Annotated in this window: 14 protein-coding genes, 1 tRNA gene and 1 pseudogene; 2 read left to right on the top strand and 14 right to left on the bottom strand. The window is 60.7% G+C overall.

Annotated features, from left to right (window positions below):
- Positions 1 to 108 precede the first annotated feature (108 nt).
- Positions 109 to 645, bottom strand: coding sequence for a hypothetical protein (locus tag QM467_RS13195; RefSeq protein ID WP_283366795.1), 537 nt, complete (start codon positions 643 to 645; stop codon positions 109 to 111).
- 147 nt (positions 646 to 792) lie between these two features.
- Between QM467_RS13195 and QM467_RS13200 the strand changes: the two are divergent.
- Positions 793 to 906 (top strand): annotated as a pseudogene (locus QM467_RS13200) (IS3 family transposase); the annotation flags it as partial.
- 387 nt (positions 907 to 1,293) lie between these two features.
- On the opposite strand, the gene pqqA reads toward QM467_RS13200, so the two are convergent.
- The 6 genes from pqqA to QM467_RS13225 all read right to left on the bottom strand — a co-directional run bounded on the left by pqqA (position 1,294) and on the right by QM467_RS13225 (position 7,182).
- Positions 1,294 to 1,467, bottom strand: coding sequence for a pyrroloquinoline quinone precursor peptide PqqA (gene pqqA, locus QM467_RS19925; RefSeq protein WP_446737777.1), 174 nt, complete (start codon positions 1,465 to 1,467; stop codon positions 1,294 to 1,296).
- A 302-nt stretch (positions 1,468 to 1,769) separates the two neighbouring features.
- Complete coding sequence (locus tag QM467_RS13205) at positions 1,770 to 2,651, bottom strand: transporter (protein WP_283366796.1); 882 nt, start codon at positions 2,649 to 2,651, stop codon at positions 1,770 to 1,772.
- Between the two features lie 231 nt (positions 2,652 to 2,882).
- Positions 2,883 to 4,349, bottom strand: a complete 1,467-nt coding sequence (aldA, locus tag QM467_RS13210; protein ID WP_283366797.1) for an aldehyde dehydrogenase — start codon at positions 4,347 to 4,349, stop codon at positions 2,883 to 2,885.
- Positions 4,350 to 4,379: 30 nt separating this feature from the next.
- The gene (locus tag QM467_RS13215) at positions 4,380 to 4,847 is read right to left on the bottom strand and encodes a DUF1097 domain-containing protein (protein WP_283366798.1); all 468 of its coding nucleotides are present in this window, start codon (positions 4,845 to 4,847) and stop codon (positions 4,380 to 4,382) included.
- Positions 4,848 to 4,922: 75 nt separating this feature from the next.
- Positions 4,923 to 6,644 carry a methanol/ethanol family PQQ-dependent dehydrogenase gene (locus QM467_RS13220; protein ID WP_283366799.1) on the bottom strand — a complete coding sequence of 574 codons (1,722 nt, stop codon included), beginning with the start codon at positions 6,642 to 6,644 and terminating at the stop codon, positions 4,923 to 4,925.
- Positions 6,645 to 6,669: 25 nt separating this feature from the next.
- Positions 6,670 to 7,182: a QcrA and Rieske domain-containing protein gene (locus QM467_RS13225; protein ID WP_283366800.1), complete on the bottom strand. Its 513-nt coding sequence runs from the start codon at positions 7,180 to 7,182 to the stop codon at positions 6,670 to 6,672.
- 443 nt (positions 7,183 to 7,625) lie between these two features.
- On the opposite strand from QM467_RS13225, the gene QM467_RS13230 reads away from it, so the two are divergent.
- Complete coding sequence (locus QM467_RS13230) at positions 7,626 to 9,608, top strand: sigma-54-dependent Fis family transcriptional regulator (protein ID WP_283366801.1); 1,983 nt, start codon at positions 7,626 to 7,628, stop codon at positions 9,606 to 9,608.
- An 86-nt stretch (positions 9,609 to 9,694) separates the two neighbouring features.
- Here QM467_RS13230 and QM467_RS13235 read toward each other — a convergent pair whose 3' ends face one another.
- The 7 genes from QM467_RS13235 to ffh all read right to left on the bottom strand — a co-directional run bounded on the left by QM467_RS13235 (position 9,695) and on the right by ffh (position 14,532).
- Positions 9,695 to 9,916, bottom strand: coding sequence for an integrase (locus QM467_RS13235; RefSeq protein WP_283366802.1), 222 nt, complete (start codon positions 9,914 to 9,916; stop codon positions 9,695 to 9,697).
- Positions 9,913 to 10,884: a tyrosine-type recombinase/integrase gene (locus QM467_RS13240; RefSeq protein ID WP_283366803.1), complete on the bottom strand. Its 972-nt coding sequence runs from the start codon at positions 10,882 to 10,884 to the stop codon at positions 9,913 to 9,915. The genes QM467_RS13235 and QM467_RS13240 overlap by 4 nt, the downstream gene beginning before the upstream one ends.
- Before the next feature lie 162 nt (positions 10,885 to 11,046).
- A tRNA-Thr gene (locus QM467_RS13245) sits at positions 11,047 to 11,122 on the bottom strand.
- 49 nt (positions 11,123 to 11,171) lie between these two features.
- Entirely contained in the window at positions 11,172 to 11,864 is a 693-nt protein-coding gene (gene trmD, locus QM467_RS13250; protein ID WP_283366827.1) for a tRNA (guanosine(37)-N1)-methyltransferase TrmD, read from the bottom strand.
- A 2-nt stretch (positions 11,865 to 11,866) separates the two neighbouring features.
- Entirely contained in the window at positions 11,867 to 12,397 is a 531-nt protein-coding gene (gene rimM / locus QM467_RS13255; RefSeq protein ID WP_283366804.1) for a ribosome maturation factor RimM, read from the bottom strand.
- Positions 12,398 to 12,473: 76 nt separating this feature from the next.
- On the bottom strand, positions 12,474 to 12,833 hold the full coding sequence (gene rpsP / locus QM467_RS13260) for a 30S ribosomal protein S16 (RefSeq protein ID WP_283366805.1): 360 nt from the start codon (positions 12,831 to 12,833) through the stop codon (positions 12,474 to 12,476).
- 127 nt (positions 12,834 to 12,960) lie between these two features.
- A complete protein-coding gene (ffh, locus tag QM467_RS13265) occupies positions 12,961 to 14,532 on the bottom strand; it encodes a signal recognition particle protein (RefSeq protein ID WP_283366806.1) in 1,572 nt (523 codons plus the stop codon).
- Between the last annotated feature and the right edge of the window lie 216 nt (positions 14,533 to 14,748).

Here is a 14,748-nt window from a genome sequence, read left to right on the forward strand (position 1 = left end):
ATGCGCGAGAGCAGCGCCCGACAGGCGAGTCCGCCCGGCTTCTCCGCCGCTTTGGCGACGCCTTCGCGCTGGCGTTCAAGCATGATCTCGCGTTCGAATGGCTACCGATCACTTAAGCTCGCAAGCGAAGATCGCTTTGATTCGCGTTGTCACCCGTACGCTCGGATAACCATCGTAGAAGCCAGATATCAGGAAGGTTGCGGTCTCCCCGGGAAGAGCTGTTCCGCCAGAAGACATGACGACATCCTGCAAACCCAGATTTTGGGTGATCATTTCGATGCGGACGATCACTTTATTGTCCAGTATGTTGTGCAAATCCCAGGTGAATGCATTCGCATAGGCGAGAAAAGAAGGACTTGCCGAGCGAATTTTCTTCAATTCTGCATCGGCCAACGGTTCTGGAATGCAGGTCTTGATTTCTCCGGCCATGCCGCGTGAAGCGAGCCTTTCCTGCACCTTCGCCTCACACTCGTCTCGGCAACCTTTCATAAAGCTGCGGATCTCCTCGTCCTCTATGGCGGACGAGGTGTGTTTCGACGTAAGGCAAACTCGAAAGCAGGTTTGGGTTTGGGCTTGGGTTTGGTCGAACGACGTGGCTCCGAGAGCCGCAGACCCGACCATGGCGGCTAGCAGGATCATTCGCATTTGGAGGCTCGCAAGACGTTGCTGGAGCGCCATCAGACGCAAGCAGGGGCGACTTATGGTTTGCGATAAATTGTACGGACGTCACGGCGCGATGGATCATTTGAGCTGCTGCCGGTTTCGTGGACGCCGAGATAAGGTGTTTGACGAAGCCAGGCCGACCTGTTCGATTATATCGAGCGTTTCTACAACACCGTTCGCCGGCACTCGACCATCGGCTATCTGAGCCCGGTTGAGTTCGAGCGGAAGGTGGGATCAGCTTAACCGGGTGTCTTCAAAACCGGCAGAAGCTCATGCGAAGCAGCCATTGCTGAGGCGCGCCTGACTGGCGATTGTGACCCAAGGTGGTCGTCCGCGCCTGGAATTATCACCGGGTCCAAGCGGATCAGAGGTGGCCTTGGGCAGATTAAGGCTGCGGTCACAATAGACCCCTATCTTGCTGATTGCCGATCAAGATCTTCGGTCAAGCCCGGCGACCATGGACGCCAACAGTCCTGTTTGTCGCCCCGCCTTGGCGGCGGCTTCGCGGACTGTGAAAATGTCGCGCCCGAAAGCCGGCGTGTTCGTCGGCCTTCACGGCCCTGCTCAACGCCGCCTGTTTCGAAATGGCGCGAAGAAAATGCGACCTCGCGCCAAATCCGTCTTATACGCTCAGATCTCGGCGGATAAGTAGCTGGTTACTTCCATTCCGACGCAGATCTCACAGAGTTCGGGCGTTGTCCAAGCCATGTTATTTCTCCTTTTTCTGATGAATGGCGGCGCTCGGCCGCCCATACAGGTCCACTTCATGTGGAGGCTGTTTATCGAACGTCGAGGAAACCCCATCGAACGTTTCAAGTTCACGATTGCTCAAGCAACCCCGGCATATGCCGGGGTTGCCTGACTCCGATTGGCGCGACCGGGAGGGGAGCCCGCCGACGGAGGTTTGATCTGCTGATTGTCTCGCGATACGCAGGCAGATTTCATATAAGCGGTATTGGCGGCGGTAATATTTGACCCTTCAAAGTCATGTGAAGAGCGGATTGTGACGGAAGTCGAATTGTTGCAAGCCGCCGCCGCGCCAAACACGCAGAGCTTCGCGTTTCAGTGTCGGGAGGACCACTGCGCGGCGGCGGCTTTCTTGTATTTCAGTATTTGGCCGCGACGACGGTCGGCTTCGGCGCCACCCACAGCGGAACGATCAGATGCGCCCACAGACGGGTTTCGAAGACTTCGTGTCCGTTGCTATCCAGATAGTTTTTATTTGCCACGTCGTGCGACAAGTACAATTGGCCCGTAAAGCAACCGAAATCGTAACCGGCCAAAATAGCAAGCGCGAATTGGCTCTGCCGCTTGTAAGTCGGAGAGCTCGTGCCGCTGAGGTCGAACGAACCAAAAGCGCCGCCGCCCAGGATGTACTTTCCGAATGTCTTGGTAGCAGTCAAATCGAAGTTGAAATAATCCGGCGCCGTTCTCTGACCCTGCGCATCCGTCCCTGTCAAGCCAGTCACCGTATAGGCCGTGAGGTTCCATCCATTCGCTGTGTAGCTGATGGCGGCTCTCTCGTTGAAGACCCAGAAATTCTGATTCAGTTCGTTGTTGATTGGAAAGTAAACGCCAAGATAATTGGTGAAGCCGAAGCCGCCCCCCAAATCCCAAGCCAAAGCAACCGCTCCATAGGGATTGTAGAACGCAGCCAGAAACGACTTGTTGCCCGGTTCGGAACTGCCGACGATCACTTGCGGAGGGGTTGTCAAAAATTCGACTCGCGCCCCGGCCAAAGTCCAGGGCGTCGACCAGGCCAGCACCGGAGTGTGCACCGCCAGGCCAGAATTGTAGCCCGAGCCGCGATTGTTGCCATAGCTGGCGATATCGATGAGATAGAGGCCTTCCGGCAGCGGGGCGCCCGTTGCGAGACCGACAGTTTCACCTTGTTGGGTAAATGAGCCAGCGTTTGCTTGCTCAATAGGCATAAGGCCGAGAAGCCCGGCTCCCACAGCAAGTACAGTTCCAATTTTTGCGTTTTTCATTTAATCCTCCATGACTAGATATTCGTTACTTGACGCGGCGGCGCCTGTTCATTGCCTAGTCTTATTCACACTTGGCTCCCGCGTTCTTTCCTGCGCAGCGCCGGGCGCGCGGGTTCGCTTTCCCAGAGCTGGAACGCCTCTGGTTTTCAAAAACTCAGAACTGGTGGCGAACTGGCTGGGGCCGCTGGACCGTGTGTTGGCCGCCGGCCCCGTTGGCAGGTTTAAGCAGCATCAGACTTTGATGTAGGCGACGTGCGTCTCCATATATTCGTGAAGCCCGTGCTTTCCGTCGGCCCCCCCGATTCCGGATTTGCGACGCCCGGCGTGGAATCCCTGCATGGCTTCGAAATTCTCGCGATTGACATAGGTCTCGCCGAATTTCAGCTGTTGAATCGCCCGCATCGCGGAGCTGAGATCCCGCGTGTAGATCGACGAGGTGAGGCCGTAATCGGAATCATTGGAGAGGGCGATGGCTTCATCGAGACCATCGATTGTCTGGATCGGCAGCACGGGGCCGAAGATCTCCTTGCGCATGATTTCCATGTCGGCGCGACAGCCGATAATCAAAGTCGGCTCGTAATGGTGACCGGCGCCGAGATCGGCGACTTTGCCTCCGACAATCACGTCGCCGCCCTGTTCTTGCGCGCGGCTCACCATGGCGCTGACCTTGGCGAGTCCGGCGGCGTTGATCAGCGGACCCATGTCCAGATCGTGATCCTTCATCGGATCGCCGTAGCGCGTCGCCTTCATCTTTGCTGCGATGTTCTCGATCAGGGAATCGGCGATCGATTTGTCGGCATAGACGCGTTCGGCGCAATTACAGACCTGTCCGGTATTGATGACGCGAGATGCGACAATTGCGGTTGCGGCGAGGTCGAGATCGGCGTCGGCCAGAACGATGGCTGGCGCCTTGCCGCCCAACTCCAGATTGACGCGCGTCAAATTCTGCGCGGCCGCCTGCATGATACGGATGCCGGTCGGCACGCTGCCGGTAAAGCTGATCAGGCCGATATCGGCATGTTGCGTCAGATGCGCGCCCACTGTCGCGCCGGTTCCACCGACAAGGTTGAAAACGCCCGCGGGAAGATTCGTCTCGGCGACGAGCCGGGCGAATTCAAAGGCGTTGATTGGCGTTTCCTCGCTCGGCTTGATGACGATCGTATTGCCGGTCAGCAGAGCCGGAGCAAGTTTTCTGGCGATCAGGAAAAACGGGAAATTCCAGGGCAATATTCCCGCCGTCACGCCAATGGGCTTGCGCATCAGGAAGATGCTTTCGCCGGGTCTGTCGCTGGGAATGATTTCGCCTTCGATACGTCGCGCCCATTCGGCCATATAGTCGATATAGTCGGCGGTGAAGTCGACCTCCACGCGCGCCAGGCCGAGCACCTTGCCCTGTTCGCGGGTGATGATTTCCGCCAGCCGGTCGCGCGCGCCGCGAATTTTTGCCGAAATCTGGCGCAAATAGCCTGCGCGCTGGATCGCCGGCAGCCTCTCCCATCCCGGTTGCGCTCGCTTCGCCGCCGCGACGGCCTCGTCGACGGCAGCCTCGGAACTGTTTGGCGTCGCCGCCAGAAACTCCTGCGTCGCGGGGTTGAACACCTCAACGCTGCCGCTTTGCGCTTCAGAAAAACGTCCGTCGATGAAGTTCCGATAGGATTCGACGCGGCCGTCGGCCGAATTCTGGATATGCTGGTTCATGTGAATTCTCATTTCGCAGTGAAGGTTGGATCAAGCGGGCCGGGCGATAGATTTGCCGAACGATTCGGAGGCGTAGCCAAAAGCGACGCCCGCCATCCAGGTGATGGCTATGAACAGGGCGCTCGCGTCGAGCGGGCTTGATGAGCCGAAAAAGCTGGCGGCGCCGAGAAACGCGGCGGGCGTGAAGGCGAGAGCCGGAACATCCGCCATTGCGACCAGCACGAAAGCGAGGATCGTGACCAGGCCCACCAAAGGCAGCAATCCACCGCCCGCATATTGCACGCCGAGCAAGGTCGCGAAGGTGAGCCCAATGCCCGCCAACCCGGCGAATCCCGCCTTGGGAATGGCCTGTGCGCCGCCTCCGGCTGCAAAAAAGGCCGCCCAGGCGACGAAGCCGATCCAGGGATTGAAGTGCAGCGTTGGAACGCCGACGCTCAGATAGACCCAGGCGGCGACCAGCAAGGCGACGCTCAGGGCGATTGCATGCAAGATTTTCATATGCATCACCAATTTTGAAATCGCGGAACGATTGAGGGAGAAGGAGGGGCGGGCCACGCGAGCCCGCCCGCTGCATCAGCCTTGCTTGGGGAGTTTGAACACCCAGATCGCGCCGCCCTGCGGGACGACGGTCTTGTGCGGCAGGACCGCGTCGAAGGCGCCCTGCATGCGTTGGGCGTCGACGCCCCAGCCCGATTGCACGGCCACATATTGCTCGCCGTCGATCTCGAACGTGCTGGGCACGCCGGTCACGCCGGAATTGGTCGGGAAGTCCCAGAGCATGTCGCCGGTCTTGGCGTTGAAGGCGTGGAACTTGCGGTCATTGGTGCCGCCGCCGAAGACGAGATCGCCGCCGGTGGTCAGCAAGGGGCCCCAGTTCATTTCCTTGTATTTATGCGTCCAGACCTGCTTGCCGGTGCTCAGATCCCACGCCTGCACTTCGCCGACGTGATCGAGCGCCTTGTCGTCCATCCGCACATTGGTCAGGATATTGCTGAGGGCGACGCCAATATAGAGCTTGCCGGCCTTGTAGCTGACCTTCTCGCCCGTGAGTTCGGAGCAAAGGTTGTTGTTGGCGGGGACATAGAGCAGCTTGGTCTGCGGATTATAGGCTTCGGGAACCCAGTCCTTGCCGCCCCAGAGCGAGGGGCAGAAATGCACGGTTTTTCCGGTGCCCGGCGTCTTGGAAGGATCGTAGGTGGGGCGTCCGGACTTGGGATCGACGCTGGTGAAGACGTCCTGCCGGACAAAGGGCCAGCTGGCGACATAGCCGATGGATTCCGGCTTGCGTTCGAGTAGCCAGAGATAGCCGTCGCGTCCGGCGTGAACCAGGCCGCTGATGGTTTTGCCCTCGCGCTGATAATCGATCAGCATGGGCGTCGAGACTTCGTCCCAGTCCCAGGCGTCGGCCTGATGATATTGATGGAAGCCCTTGAGCTTGCCGGTCTCGATATCGAGGGCGATCACGCTGTTGGCGTAGAGATTGTCGCCGGGCCTCGTGTCGGGCATCCATGGCGCGGCGTTTCCCGTTCCCCAATAGGTGGTGCGGGTTTTCGGATCGTAGCTGCCGCTGACCCAGGTCGAGCCGCCGCCGCGTTGATAGGAATCGGCGGGCCAGCTGTCGCCGCCGGGTTCGCCCGGCGCGGGAATGGTGAAGGTGCGCCAGGCCTCCTTGCCGGTGCTCGCGTCGAACGCGGCCACAAATCCACGGACGCCGAGTTCGCCGCCGGACGAGCCAACAAGAATCTTGCCTTCCGCCGCGAGGGGAGCGAGCGTGATGTAATAGCCGCTCTTCCAATCGGCGACGGGAACCTGCCACGCCTCCTTGCCCGTCGCGGCGTCGAGCGCGATCAGCTTGGCGTCCGTCGTGCCGAAATAGACCTTGTCGCCATAAAGCGCGACGCCGCGATTGGTTGGATGCAATTGCATCAGTTCTTCGGGAACCTGGTGCTGGTAGCGCCAGAGTTCCGCGCCGGTTTTGGCGTCGAGCGCGATCACCTGATTGCCGGGCGAGGTGACGAACATCAGGCCGTTGTTGACGATGGGGGGCGACTGGTGGCCTTCGAGCTGGCCTGTCGAATAGACCCAGGCGACACTGAGCTTCGACACATTCTTGGCGTTGATCCTGGCCAGCGGGCTATAGCCCCAGCCTGCGTAATTGCCCCTGAATTGCAGCCAGTTTTGCGGCTCCGGGCTGGCGAGGCGGGCGTCCGTCACGCTATCGTAAGCGGTGGCGGGCAGAATGCTCAGGGCCAGCATCGAGGCGCCAAAAGCCAAATGTTTCGAACTTTTCTTCACGTTGTTTTCCTCCTGGAGTTTTTTGTTAGTCGATTGCTTTCGCACCGCCCGGCTCGGAGCTGAATTCTCCTGCAATGACGATTTCGCTTTGCTCCGATTTCAGCGGCAATATTGGAAGGGGGCGAGGCGCCGGCCCGGCAAAGACCGCGCCTTGATTGCGCGGGTCGAATTGCGAAAGATGGCAGTAGCAAAGGATCATGCGATCCTTGTCGTTCCATTCGGTCACGTCGCATCCGCGATGCGGGCAGACCCCGGAGAAGGCGAAGACGCCGTCGGCCGAACGGGCGAGTTGATCGGGCGTCAGCTCGCTGGAATCGAACCGCACCAGAATGATGCGATTGAGGCGGGAGCCTTCGCGCTTGATTCCGTCGGCGGGATTGAAAGGGAAGGCGCCAAAGGGCTTGTCGCCAATCTTGATGTCCAGCAGCTGAAGCGCCTTGGGCTTCCCCTCGGAATCTTCCGCCACAAGGCGGTCGCCCTCGCGCGGCCTGGCGCTGTCGACTCCAGTCGCGAAGGCGGGTCCGCCTTCGCCGAACATGCCGGTCGCCATGGATAGCGCGAGACAGTGAAGCGCTGTGCGACGCGTTAAGCACTCACCGGAGCTTCGTCCCCCTGGCGTGCGCATTTTCTTGAACCTCAACAGATCCTCCCATGTTTTTGATTTTTGGGAGATGCCGCAAAGGCCATGCCAGCAGTAACGGCGGAAGACGTCTCGTCGCCGCCCTGACCGATTTTAGCAACAGAATCATTCTGTTAGATTGTTTCGATCTTGAATTTGCAATAGTCTTTTGCAGTGCAGCGAGAATGGATACAAAGTGTTACATGTGTTACATCTTCCGTCACAGGCGTCAGTTACATAAAACATCCCGCCAGCACTCGAGTTGTACGATATTCAGTTGTATCAATATCCGTTTGATGGAAATATAAAGTGTGGTAGGTTTCCAATTTTAATGAAAAGAACAGCGCGCTATTGGAGGATACATGCGTTCGAGCAAGAGTGCGCATCAGAATGATCTGATCGCGAAGACTCTGGACGGCGGCGTCGCGCGACTTGACGAATTCGATCCATTGATCGTCAGGTCATGGCGGCGGTCGGTGGAAGGGTATCGGCTGGACCCCGGCCGCGTTCGCGCTCCGCGCGTCCTGACGGGCGCCGCTCTGCGTCAGCATCGCGAACCTGTAGAGCCTTTGCTCGCTCATTCACGCGAAATTTTCATACGCGCACATCAGCAGCTGAGCACCGCCGGATATGTCTTGCTGCTGGCGGATGCGAGCGGCGTGACGATTGAATTCTTGAGCCAACACGGAACATTGCTCGGGGGTGGACTTGGTCTTGGCGCATGCTGGGACGAACCCGAAGAGGGCACCAACGCTATTGGCGCGTGCATCATTGAAAAGGCGCCGGTCACGGTCCATCGGGCCGAGCATTTCCTTGAAGCCCATCGCATCGTCACCTGCACCGCCGCCCCAATCTTCGGCCCGCGCGGCGATCTGCTGGCCGTTTTGAATGCGACGTCGCTCGACGTTTCCGGAGAGCGAAAAGATAAATTTCTTGCGCAACAATTCATCGCCGGCACGGCGCATATCATCGAAACAACCGCCTTTTTCAGCGAGTTCCAGAAGTCCTGGATTTTGAAGTTGAATGAGCGCGCCGGCCTGTTGGAAACGACCACGGAAAGCCTTCTCGCGATCAACGCGGAGGGCCGCGTGATCGGGGCGAACCGTGTCGCGTTCTGCGAGCTTGCGGGATGTGGCTTGCCTACGATTCTGGGGCGGGCGATCTCCGATCTCTTCGATATTGAATTCGAGGAACTGTTGGCGAAGACGCCGGCGCAAACCGGCCATGGCTTGCTGGTTCACGCAGGAGCAGATCGGCGGCCTTATTTTGCGCTTCTGCGTTGGCCCAAAAGCGTGACGGTTGGCCAGAGTTTTTACCAAAGCAGACAGTCGACAAACAACACGATCAGCAAAAGGAACGACCGTTCTGGCTTCCCTGAACTCGCGTCGCTGGCCGGCGACGATCCGGAGATGCTGCGAAACATCCAGATGGCGAAGCGCGTCGTCGATCGACCCATATCCATCCTTTTGCAGGGAGAAACAGGCGTCGGAAAAGAACTGTTCGCCCGCGCCTTGCACGGCGCCAGTGGACGCGCAGGCGAGCAATTTGTCGCTCTGAATTGCGCCGCCATTCCTGAGTCCCTGATTGAAAGCGAGTTGTTCGGTTACGCCGACGGCGCGTTCACAGGCGCTCGAAAAAAGGGGATGAAAGGCAAAATTCTCCAAGCGAGCGGAGGGACGCTGTTTTTGGACGAAATAGGCGACATGCCGCTTGACCTGCAGTCTCGTCTTTTGCGTGTTCTCGCGCAAAACGAAGTGCATCCTCTCGGCGAGGAGCAGGCCATCCCGGTCGTTCTCCATGTTATCTGCGCTACGCATCGCGACATTCGCGATCTGGTCGCCTCTGGAAAGTTTCGTGAGGATCTCTATTTCCGATTGGCGGGAATGACGTTCAAATTACCCGCCCTACGCCAACGCGCGGATCGCCGGGCTCTTATCGAAGGCATATTGCAGAAAGAATCCGCCGGCGACAGGGACAACATTGTGTTCGACGAAAGCGCCATGACGGTCTTGCTTGCTTACGACTGGCCTGGAAATATCAGGCAGTTACAGAATATCGTCCGCTATTGTTTGGCTGTTGTCGACGGCCCCCTCGTCACGGTCAAGGATTTGCCCCCCGAAGTCTTCGAAAAAAGGCGAGAAGAATCGTCGTCGCCTCCCGCTGACGAGCCTCTCGATGCGCGGCAGAAAGTCGGGCGCGAACGTTTGATCGCCGCGTTGAAATCCAATCGCTGGGAAATTGCCGCGACCGCGCGCACTCTCGGCGTAGCGCGCATTACTCTTTATCGCAGCATCGCGCGTTTCGGGATCATACGTCCCAAGGGCTCAGACCGTTTTCAAGCGTGACGAATTCGGATTCCGAGAGCAATTGCGTGTGCCCGCATGCGGCGGCGTATCGAGTTTGATCGGCTTGGATCCTCGCATTTGGGGTATCATGGGATGCGCCCGCTGAAACGGCGAAGGTCGGCTAGCCGTGACTCGATGATTTGCCCGCCGAGCTTGAGCGTTTCGAGATAGTCGGCCCACCATTGCGCCATTTCAACGCGTTCCGCCCAAAAAGCGCCACGCGCATAGGCGCGGCGAACCGGGTCCGGCTCTTGATGCGCAAGGGCGCGTTCGATGGCGGCGGCGTTGAACTTGCCGCTTTCGTTCAACAGGGTTGATGCGGTCGCGCGGAAACCTCGTCTTGCCTGAAACCCATGCGGCGCAGTGAGGCGTTGAGCGTGTTTTCGCAGATCGGACGCTCTTTGGAGCGAATGCCCGGAAAAACCAGCCGCCCACCGCCAGTTATGTCTTTCAGATCCGCCAGAACAGTGAGGGCTTGAGAGGCAAGCGGAACAAGATGTTCACGCCGCATTTTGGTGCGGCTCGCGGGTATCGTCGATACCCGCCTGTCCAGATCGAACTCGGACCATTCGGCCATCCGCAATTCGCCGGGCCGGGTAAAGACCAGCGGCAACAATTTCAGTGCGGCGACGGTTTCCGGTTGGCCGTCAAGGGCCTCAACGGCGCGATGCTTGGCTTTCGGCGCCACCAGCGCGCCCTTGAGCGCAAGAGTGGGGTCGGTTTCCGCCCGCCCGGGTGCAATGGCGTAACGAATGACCGCGCCGACGGTTGCCCTCAACCTCTTGGCGGTTCCCAGATTTTCGCGCGCTTCAACTGATTTCAGCGCCGCCAAAATCTCAACCGTCGAAATCTGGCCTATTGGCCGTTCGCCAAATTTGGGCGGAACGAGCGAAAGCAACCACTTTAACTTGTTCAGCATCGCTGGCGCCCGGCCTTCGCGCCTGAGTTTGTCCTGATATTCGGCGGCCACGATCTTGAAGGTGATGCCCGCAGCCGATACCCGCTCCTGTTTTTCGATCTTCCTTTGTTGGCTCGGGTCGATACCCTTCGCCAGCAGCGCCATTGCCTCATCCCGCTTGGCGCGCGCGTCCTTCAACAAAACGGACGGATAAATGCCGATTGAGAGCGTCTTTTCTTTGCCCGCGAATCGATAGCCCATTTGCCAAAGCTTTGAGCCGGACGGCTTGACCAGCAGGAAAAGCCAGCCTTCGTCCCGCATTTTGTAAGGCTGAAAGGCCGATTTGGCCTTTTTGATTTCAACGTCTGCGAGCGGCATTGCGGGTATCGCCTTCGCCAGCGTGTATCCAAACCCGCAAATTGCCTGACTACACGGGCACGCCCTAAGACGGCAAAAGACAAGCCGGGACGCCAAACCACAGCATTTGCTTCGGTTTTTCAGATAGTTATGGACGATTTCGGACAGGATCGGAAAGGAAAGTGGTGCCGCAAGAGGGATTCGAACCCCCGACCCCCTCATTACGAATGAGGTGCTCTACCAGCTGAGCTATTGCGGCGAAAAGCTGCGGTCCTCATAGCAGATTGCGCGCCTTTGGCAAGGCGCGATCATGCCTCGTCCGCTTTTCTCGCGAGGTCCGGCCGCCGCTCGCGCGTCAGCTTTTCCGCCTGCTCGCGGCGCCAGCGCGCGATGCGGGCGTGATCGCCGGAGAGCAGCGTTTCGGGGATCGCTCTTCCCTCCCACTCGCGCGGACGGGTGTAATGCGGATATTCGAGCAGACCGCCCTCAAAGCTTTCCTCGGAGCCGGATTCGTCCTTGCCCATTACCCCGGGCAGCAGGCGCACGCAGGAGTCGAGCAGGGTCAAAGCCGCGATCTCGCCGCCCGAGAGAATGTAATCGCCGACCGAGACCTCTGTGAGGCCCCTGCCTTCAATCACCCTTTCGTCCACGCCCTCGAACCGCCCGCAGACGATGACCAGGCCCGGTCCGCCGGCGAAGGCGCGCGCCATTTTCTGCGTCAAAGGCGTTCCGCGCGGGCTCATCAGCAGGCGCGGTCGCGGATCGTCCGGCGCCAGCCCGGCGTCGAGGCTCGCCGCGAGCACGTCCGCTCGCAGCACCATGCCCGGGCCGCCGCCCGCCGGCGTGTCGTCCACCGCGCGATGGCGTCCCAATCCATGCTCGCGGATGTTTTTCGCCTCCAGCGCCCACAGACCTTTTTCAAGCGCCGTCCCGGCCATGGAACGGCCAAGCGGCCCGGGGAACATTTCCGGATAAAGCGTGAAGACGCTGGCCGACCACATGGTCATTCGTCCGCCGCGTCGCCGCGCGGCTCGCCGTCGGTCTCGACGGGCGGAACGACGATCACCCTGCCCCTGGCAAGATCCACCTCGGGAACAATGGCGCGCGTGAAAGGATAGAGCACCGTTTCGCCGGCCGGCGGAGCGATCTCCAGAATGTCGCCAGCGCCGTAATTGGGCACGGCGACAATCATGCCGATCAGGTCGCCCTCGGGCGTCTCGGCGCGCAGGCCGATCAGGTCGCGGCAATAGAATTCGTCTTCCTCCGGCGGCGGCAGCTTTTCACGCGGAAGAAACAGTTTTTCGTTTGTCAGCTTCTGCGCGGCGTCGCGGTCCGCCACGCCCTTCACGCGCACGACGAGCACGTCGTCCTTGAGCAGGCGGGCGGCGACGATTTCATGGGCGCGGCCGGCGGCGTCGCTGAGTGGACCGTGATCGGCGATGTCGAGCGGGTCCTGCATGTAGGATTTCAGCCGCATTTCGCCGCGCACGCCATGGGGCGCGCCGAAAACGCCGACCAGAACTTTTTCGTCCATCGTCCTGCCCCCTCAAACGCAAAGAGGCGCCGCCGCGAACACAGCGGCGACGCCCCGAATTCGGTCCCTGGCGGGATTATTCCGAAGCGGCGGCGGCCTTTTCGGCGGCCGCGGCGGCGGCGGCGGCGCGCTCCTGGGCCTTCTTCTTCGGCTGGGCCTTTTCCGGATTATTGCGCGGCTCGCGCTTGATGGCGCCGACGCCGTCCAGCAGGCGGGCGACCCGGTCGGTCGGTTGCGCGCCCTTGCCGAGCCATTCCTTGGCCTTCTCGACGTCGAGGACGAGGCGGATTTCCGAGTCCTTCGGGGCCAGCGGGTCGAAGGTGCCGAGCTTCTCGATGAAGCGGCCATCACGCGGCGAGCGGGCGTCGGCGACGACAACGCGGTAGAACGGACGCTTCTTGGCGCCGCCGCGCGACAGACGAATTTTCAACGACATTTTATTTTCCTTGGATCAGTCCCTTGCGGGAGGTTTTCGCCGAGGAGCGGGCGTAGTTTTCAGCGAAAAAACGGCCGGCCCCTCATCCGGCAGTTCCGAACCCCACGGACGCGCCGCGAGGCTAAACTCATTTCTTCTTCCCGAACGGGTTCAGGCCGCCAAGGCCCGGAAGCCCGGGAAGCCCCGGCAAGCCCGGCTTGGCGCCCGGCAGTCCCGGCAAGCCGGGCAGGCTCGGCTTGGGCGGGAAGGCGCCGGGCGGCGGGTTTTGCGGAATGCCCGCGCCCATACCGGCGCCGCCTCCGAATTTGTTCTGCAATTCCGCGATCTGTTCAGGCGACGGCTGGGGCATGCCGCCGCCGAGGCCGAACATCTGCGCCATCTGCGCCATCGGCCCGCGCTTGGCGCCGCCAAGCGATTTCATCATGTCGGCCATGGTGCGGTGCTGCTTCAGCAGTTTGTTGACGTCCTCGACCTTCGCGCCCGAACCAGCCGCGATGCGTTTTTTCCGCGAGGCCTTGAGGATGTCCGGGTTGCGGCGCTCCTGCGGGGTCATGGAGAGAATGATGGCGCGCTGGCGGGCGATCATCTTGCCGTCGATCTTGGCGGCGGCCATCTGCTCCTTGATCTTGCCCATGCCGGGCAGCATGCCCATGATGCCGCCGAGGCCGCCGAGCTTGTCCACCTGCGCGAGTTGGTCGGCCAGATCGTCAAGGTCGAACTTGCCCTTGCGCATCTTGTCGGCGATGCGTTGCGCCTTTTCGGCGTCAATCGTCTCCGCCGCCTTCTCGACCAGCGCAACGATGTCGCCCATGCCGAGAATGCGGTTGGCGATGCGCTGGGGATGGAAATCGTCCAGCGCGTCCATCTTTTCGCCGGTGCCGATCAGCTTGATGGGCTTGCCGGTGACCGCGCGCATCGACAAAGCGGCGCCGCCGCGGCCATCGCCATCGGCGCGGGTGAGCACGATGCCGGTGATGCCGACGCGCTCGTCGAAATTCCTGGCGAGATTGACGGCGTCCTGGCCGGTCAGGGCGTCGGCGACCAGCAGGATTTCATGGGGATTGGCGGCGGCCTTGATCTCGGCCATTTCCGCCATCAGCGGCTCGTCGATATGGGTGCGGCCCGCGGTGTCGAGCAGGACGACGTCATAGCCCTGCAAGCGGGCGGCCTCTTCGGCGCGCCGCGCGATCTGCACCGGGGTCTGGCCGGCGACGATGGGCAGGGTGGCGACATCAACCTGCCGGCCGAGAATGGCGAGCTGTTCCTGCGCCGCCGGACGCTTCACGTCAAGCGAGGCCATCAGCACCCGCTTGTTGAAACGCTCGGTCAGGCGCTTGGCGATCTTGGCGGTGGTGGTGGTCTTGCCCGCGCCCTGCAGGCCGACCATCATGATCGCCACCGGCGGGGCGGCGTTGAGGTCGATCGGCTCGGCGTCGGAACCCAGCGTCTCGATCAGGACGTCATTGACGATCTTGACGACCATCTGGCCGGGCTTGATCGATTTCACCACTTCCGCGCCGACGGCGCGCGCGCGCGCCTTGTCGACGAAGGAGCGCACGACATCGAGAGCCACGTCCGCCTCAAGCAGGGCGCGGCGCACTTCGCGCATGGCGACGTTGACGTCCTCCTCGGAGAGGGCGCCGCGCCGCGTCAAGCCGTCGAATATGCCGGAGAGCTTTTCGGAAAGGCCCTCGAACATGAAAAAATCCTTATCTTCCGTCGATCGCGACGGGTCGCGATCATACCTCGCATAAGCTCGGCGTCGCGTTCGCTCCTAGCCCGTCCCTGTGGGACGGGCAGCGCCCACTGCCGACATGCAGCCTCTTGAGTGAGCCGATACAAAGCAAAACGCGCCCGGGGGCGCGTCGCGCTGCCGGGCGTTGGCCTCCCGCGTCCGGCGCGGGTCGGCGTCTGC

The sequence above is a fragment of the Rhodoblastus sp. 17X3 genome (assembly GCF_030056575.1).
Taxonomy (GTDB): Bacteria; Pseudomonadota; Alphaproteobacteria; order Rhizobiales; family Beijerinckiaceae; genus Rhodoblastus.

Bases quoted from the DNA above. Each gene is read 5' to 3' on its own strand.
- pqqA (WP_446737777.1), bottom strand. From the start codon at position 1,467: ATGGGGTTTCCTCGACGTTCGATAAACAGCCTCCACATGAAGTGGACC.
- QM467_RS13195 (WP_283366795.1), bottom strand. From the start codon at position 645: ATGCGAATGATCCTGCTAGCCGCCATGGTCGGGTCTGCGGCTCTCGGA.
- rimM (WP_283366804.1), bottom strand. From the start codon at position 12,397: ATGGACGAAAAAGTTCTGGTCGGCGTTTTCGGCGCGCCCCATGGCGTG.
- aldA (WP_283366797.1), bottom strand. From the start codon at position 4,349: ATGAACCAGCATATCCAGAATTCGGCCGACGGCCGCGTCGAATCCTAT.
- ffh (WP_283366806.1), bottom strand. From the start codon at position 14,532: ATGTTCGAGGGCCTTTCCGAAAAGCTCTCCGGCATATTCGACGGCTTG.
- QM467_RS13205 (WP_283366796.1), bottom strand. From the start codon at position 2,651: ATGAAAAACGCAAAAATTGGAACTGTACTTGCTGTGGGAGCCGGGCTT.
- QM467_RS13230 (WP_283366801.1), top strand. From the start codon at position 7,626: ATGCGTTCGAGCAAGAGTGCGCATCAGAATGATCTGATCGCGAAGACT.
- QM467_RS13215 (WP_283366798.1), bottom strand. From the start codon at position 4,847: ATGAAAATCTTGCATGCAATCGCCCTGAGCGTCGCCTTGCTGGTCGCC.
- QM467_RS13240 (WP_283366803.1), bottom strand. From the start codon at position 10,884: ATGCCGCTCGCAGACGTTGAAATCAAAAAGGCCAAATCGGCCTTTCAG.
- QM467_RS13225 (WP_283366800.1), bottom strand. From the start codon at position 7,182: ATGTTCGGCGAAGGCGGACCCGCCTTCGCGACTGGAGTCGACAGCGCC.
- rpsP (WP_283366805.1), bottom strand. From the start codon at position 12,833: ATGTCGTTGAAAATTCGTCTGTCGCGCGGCGGCGCCAAGAAGCGTCCG.
- trmD (WP_283366827.1), bottom strand. From the start codon at position 11,864: ATGTGGTCGGCCAGCGTCTTCACGCTTTATCCGGAAATGTTCCCCGGG.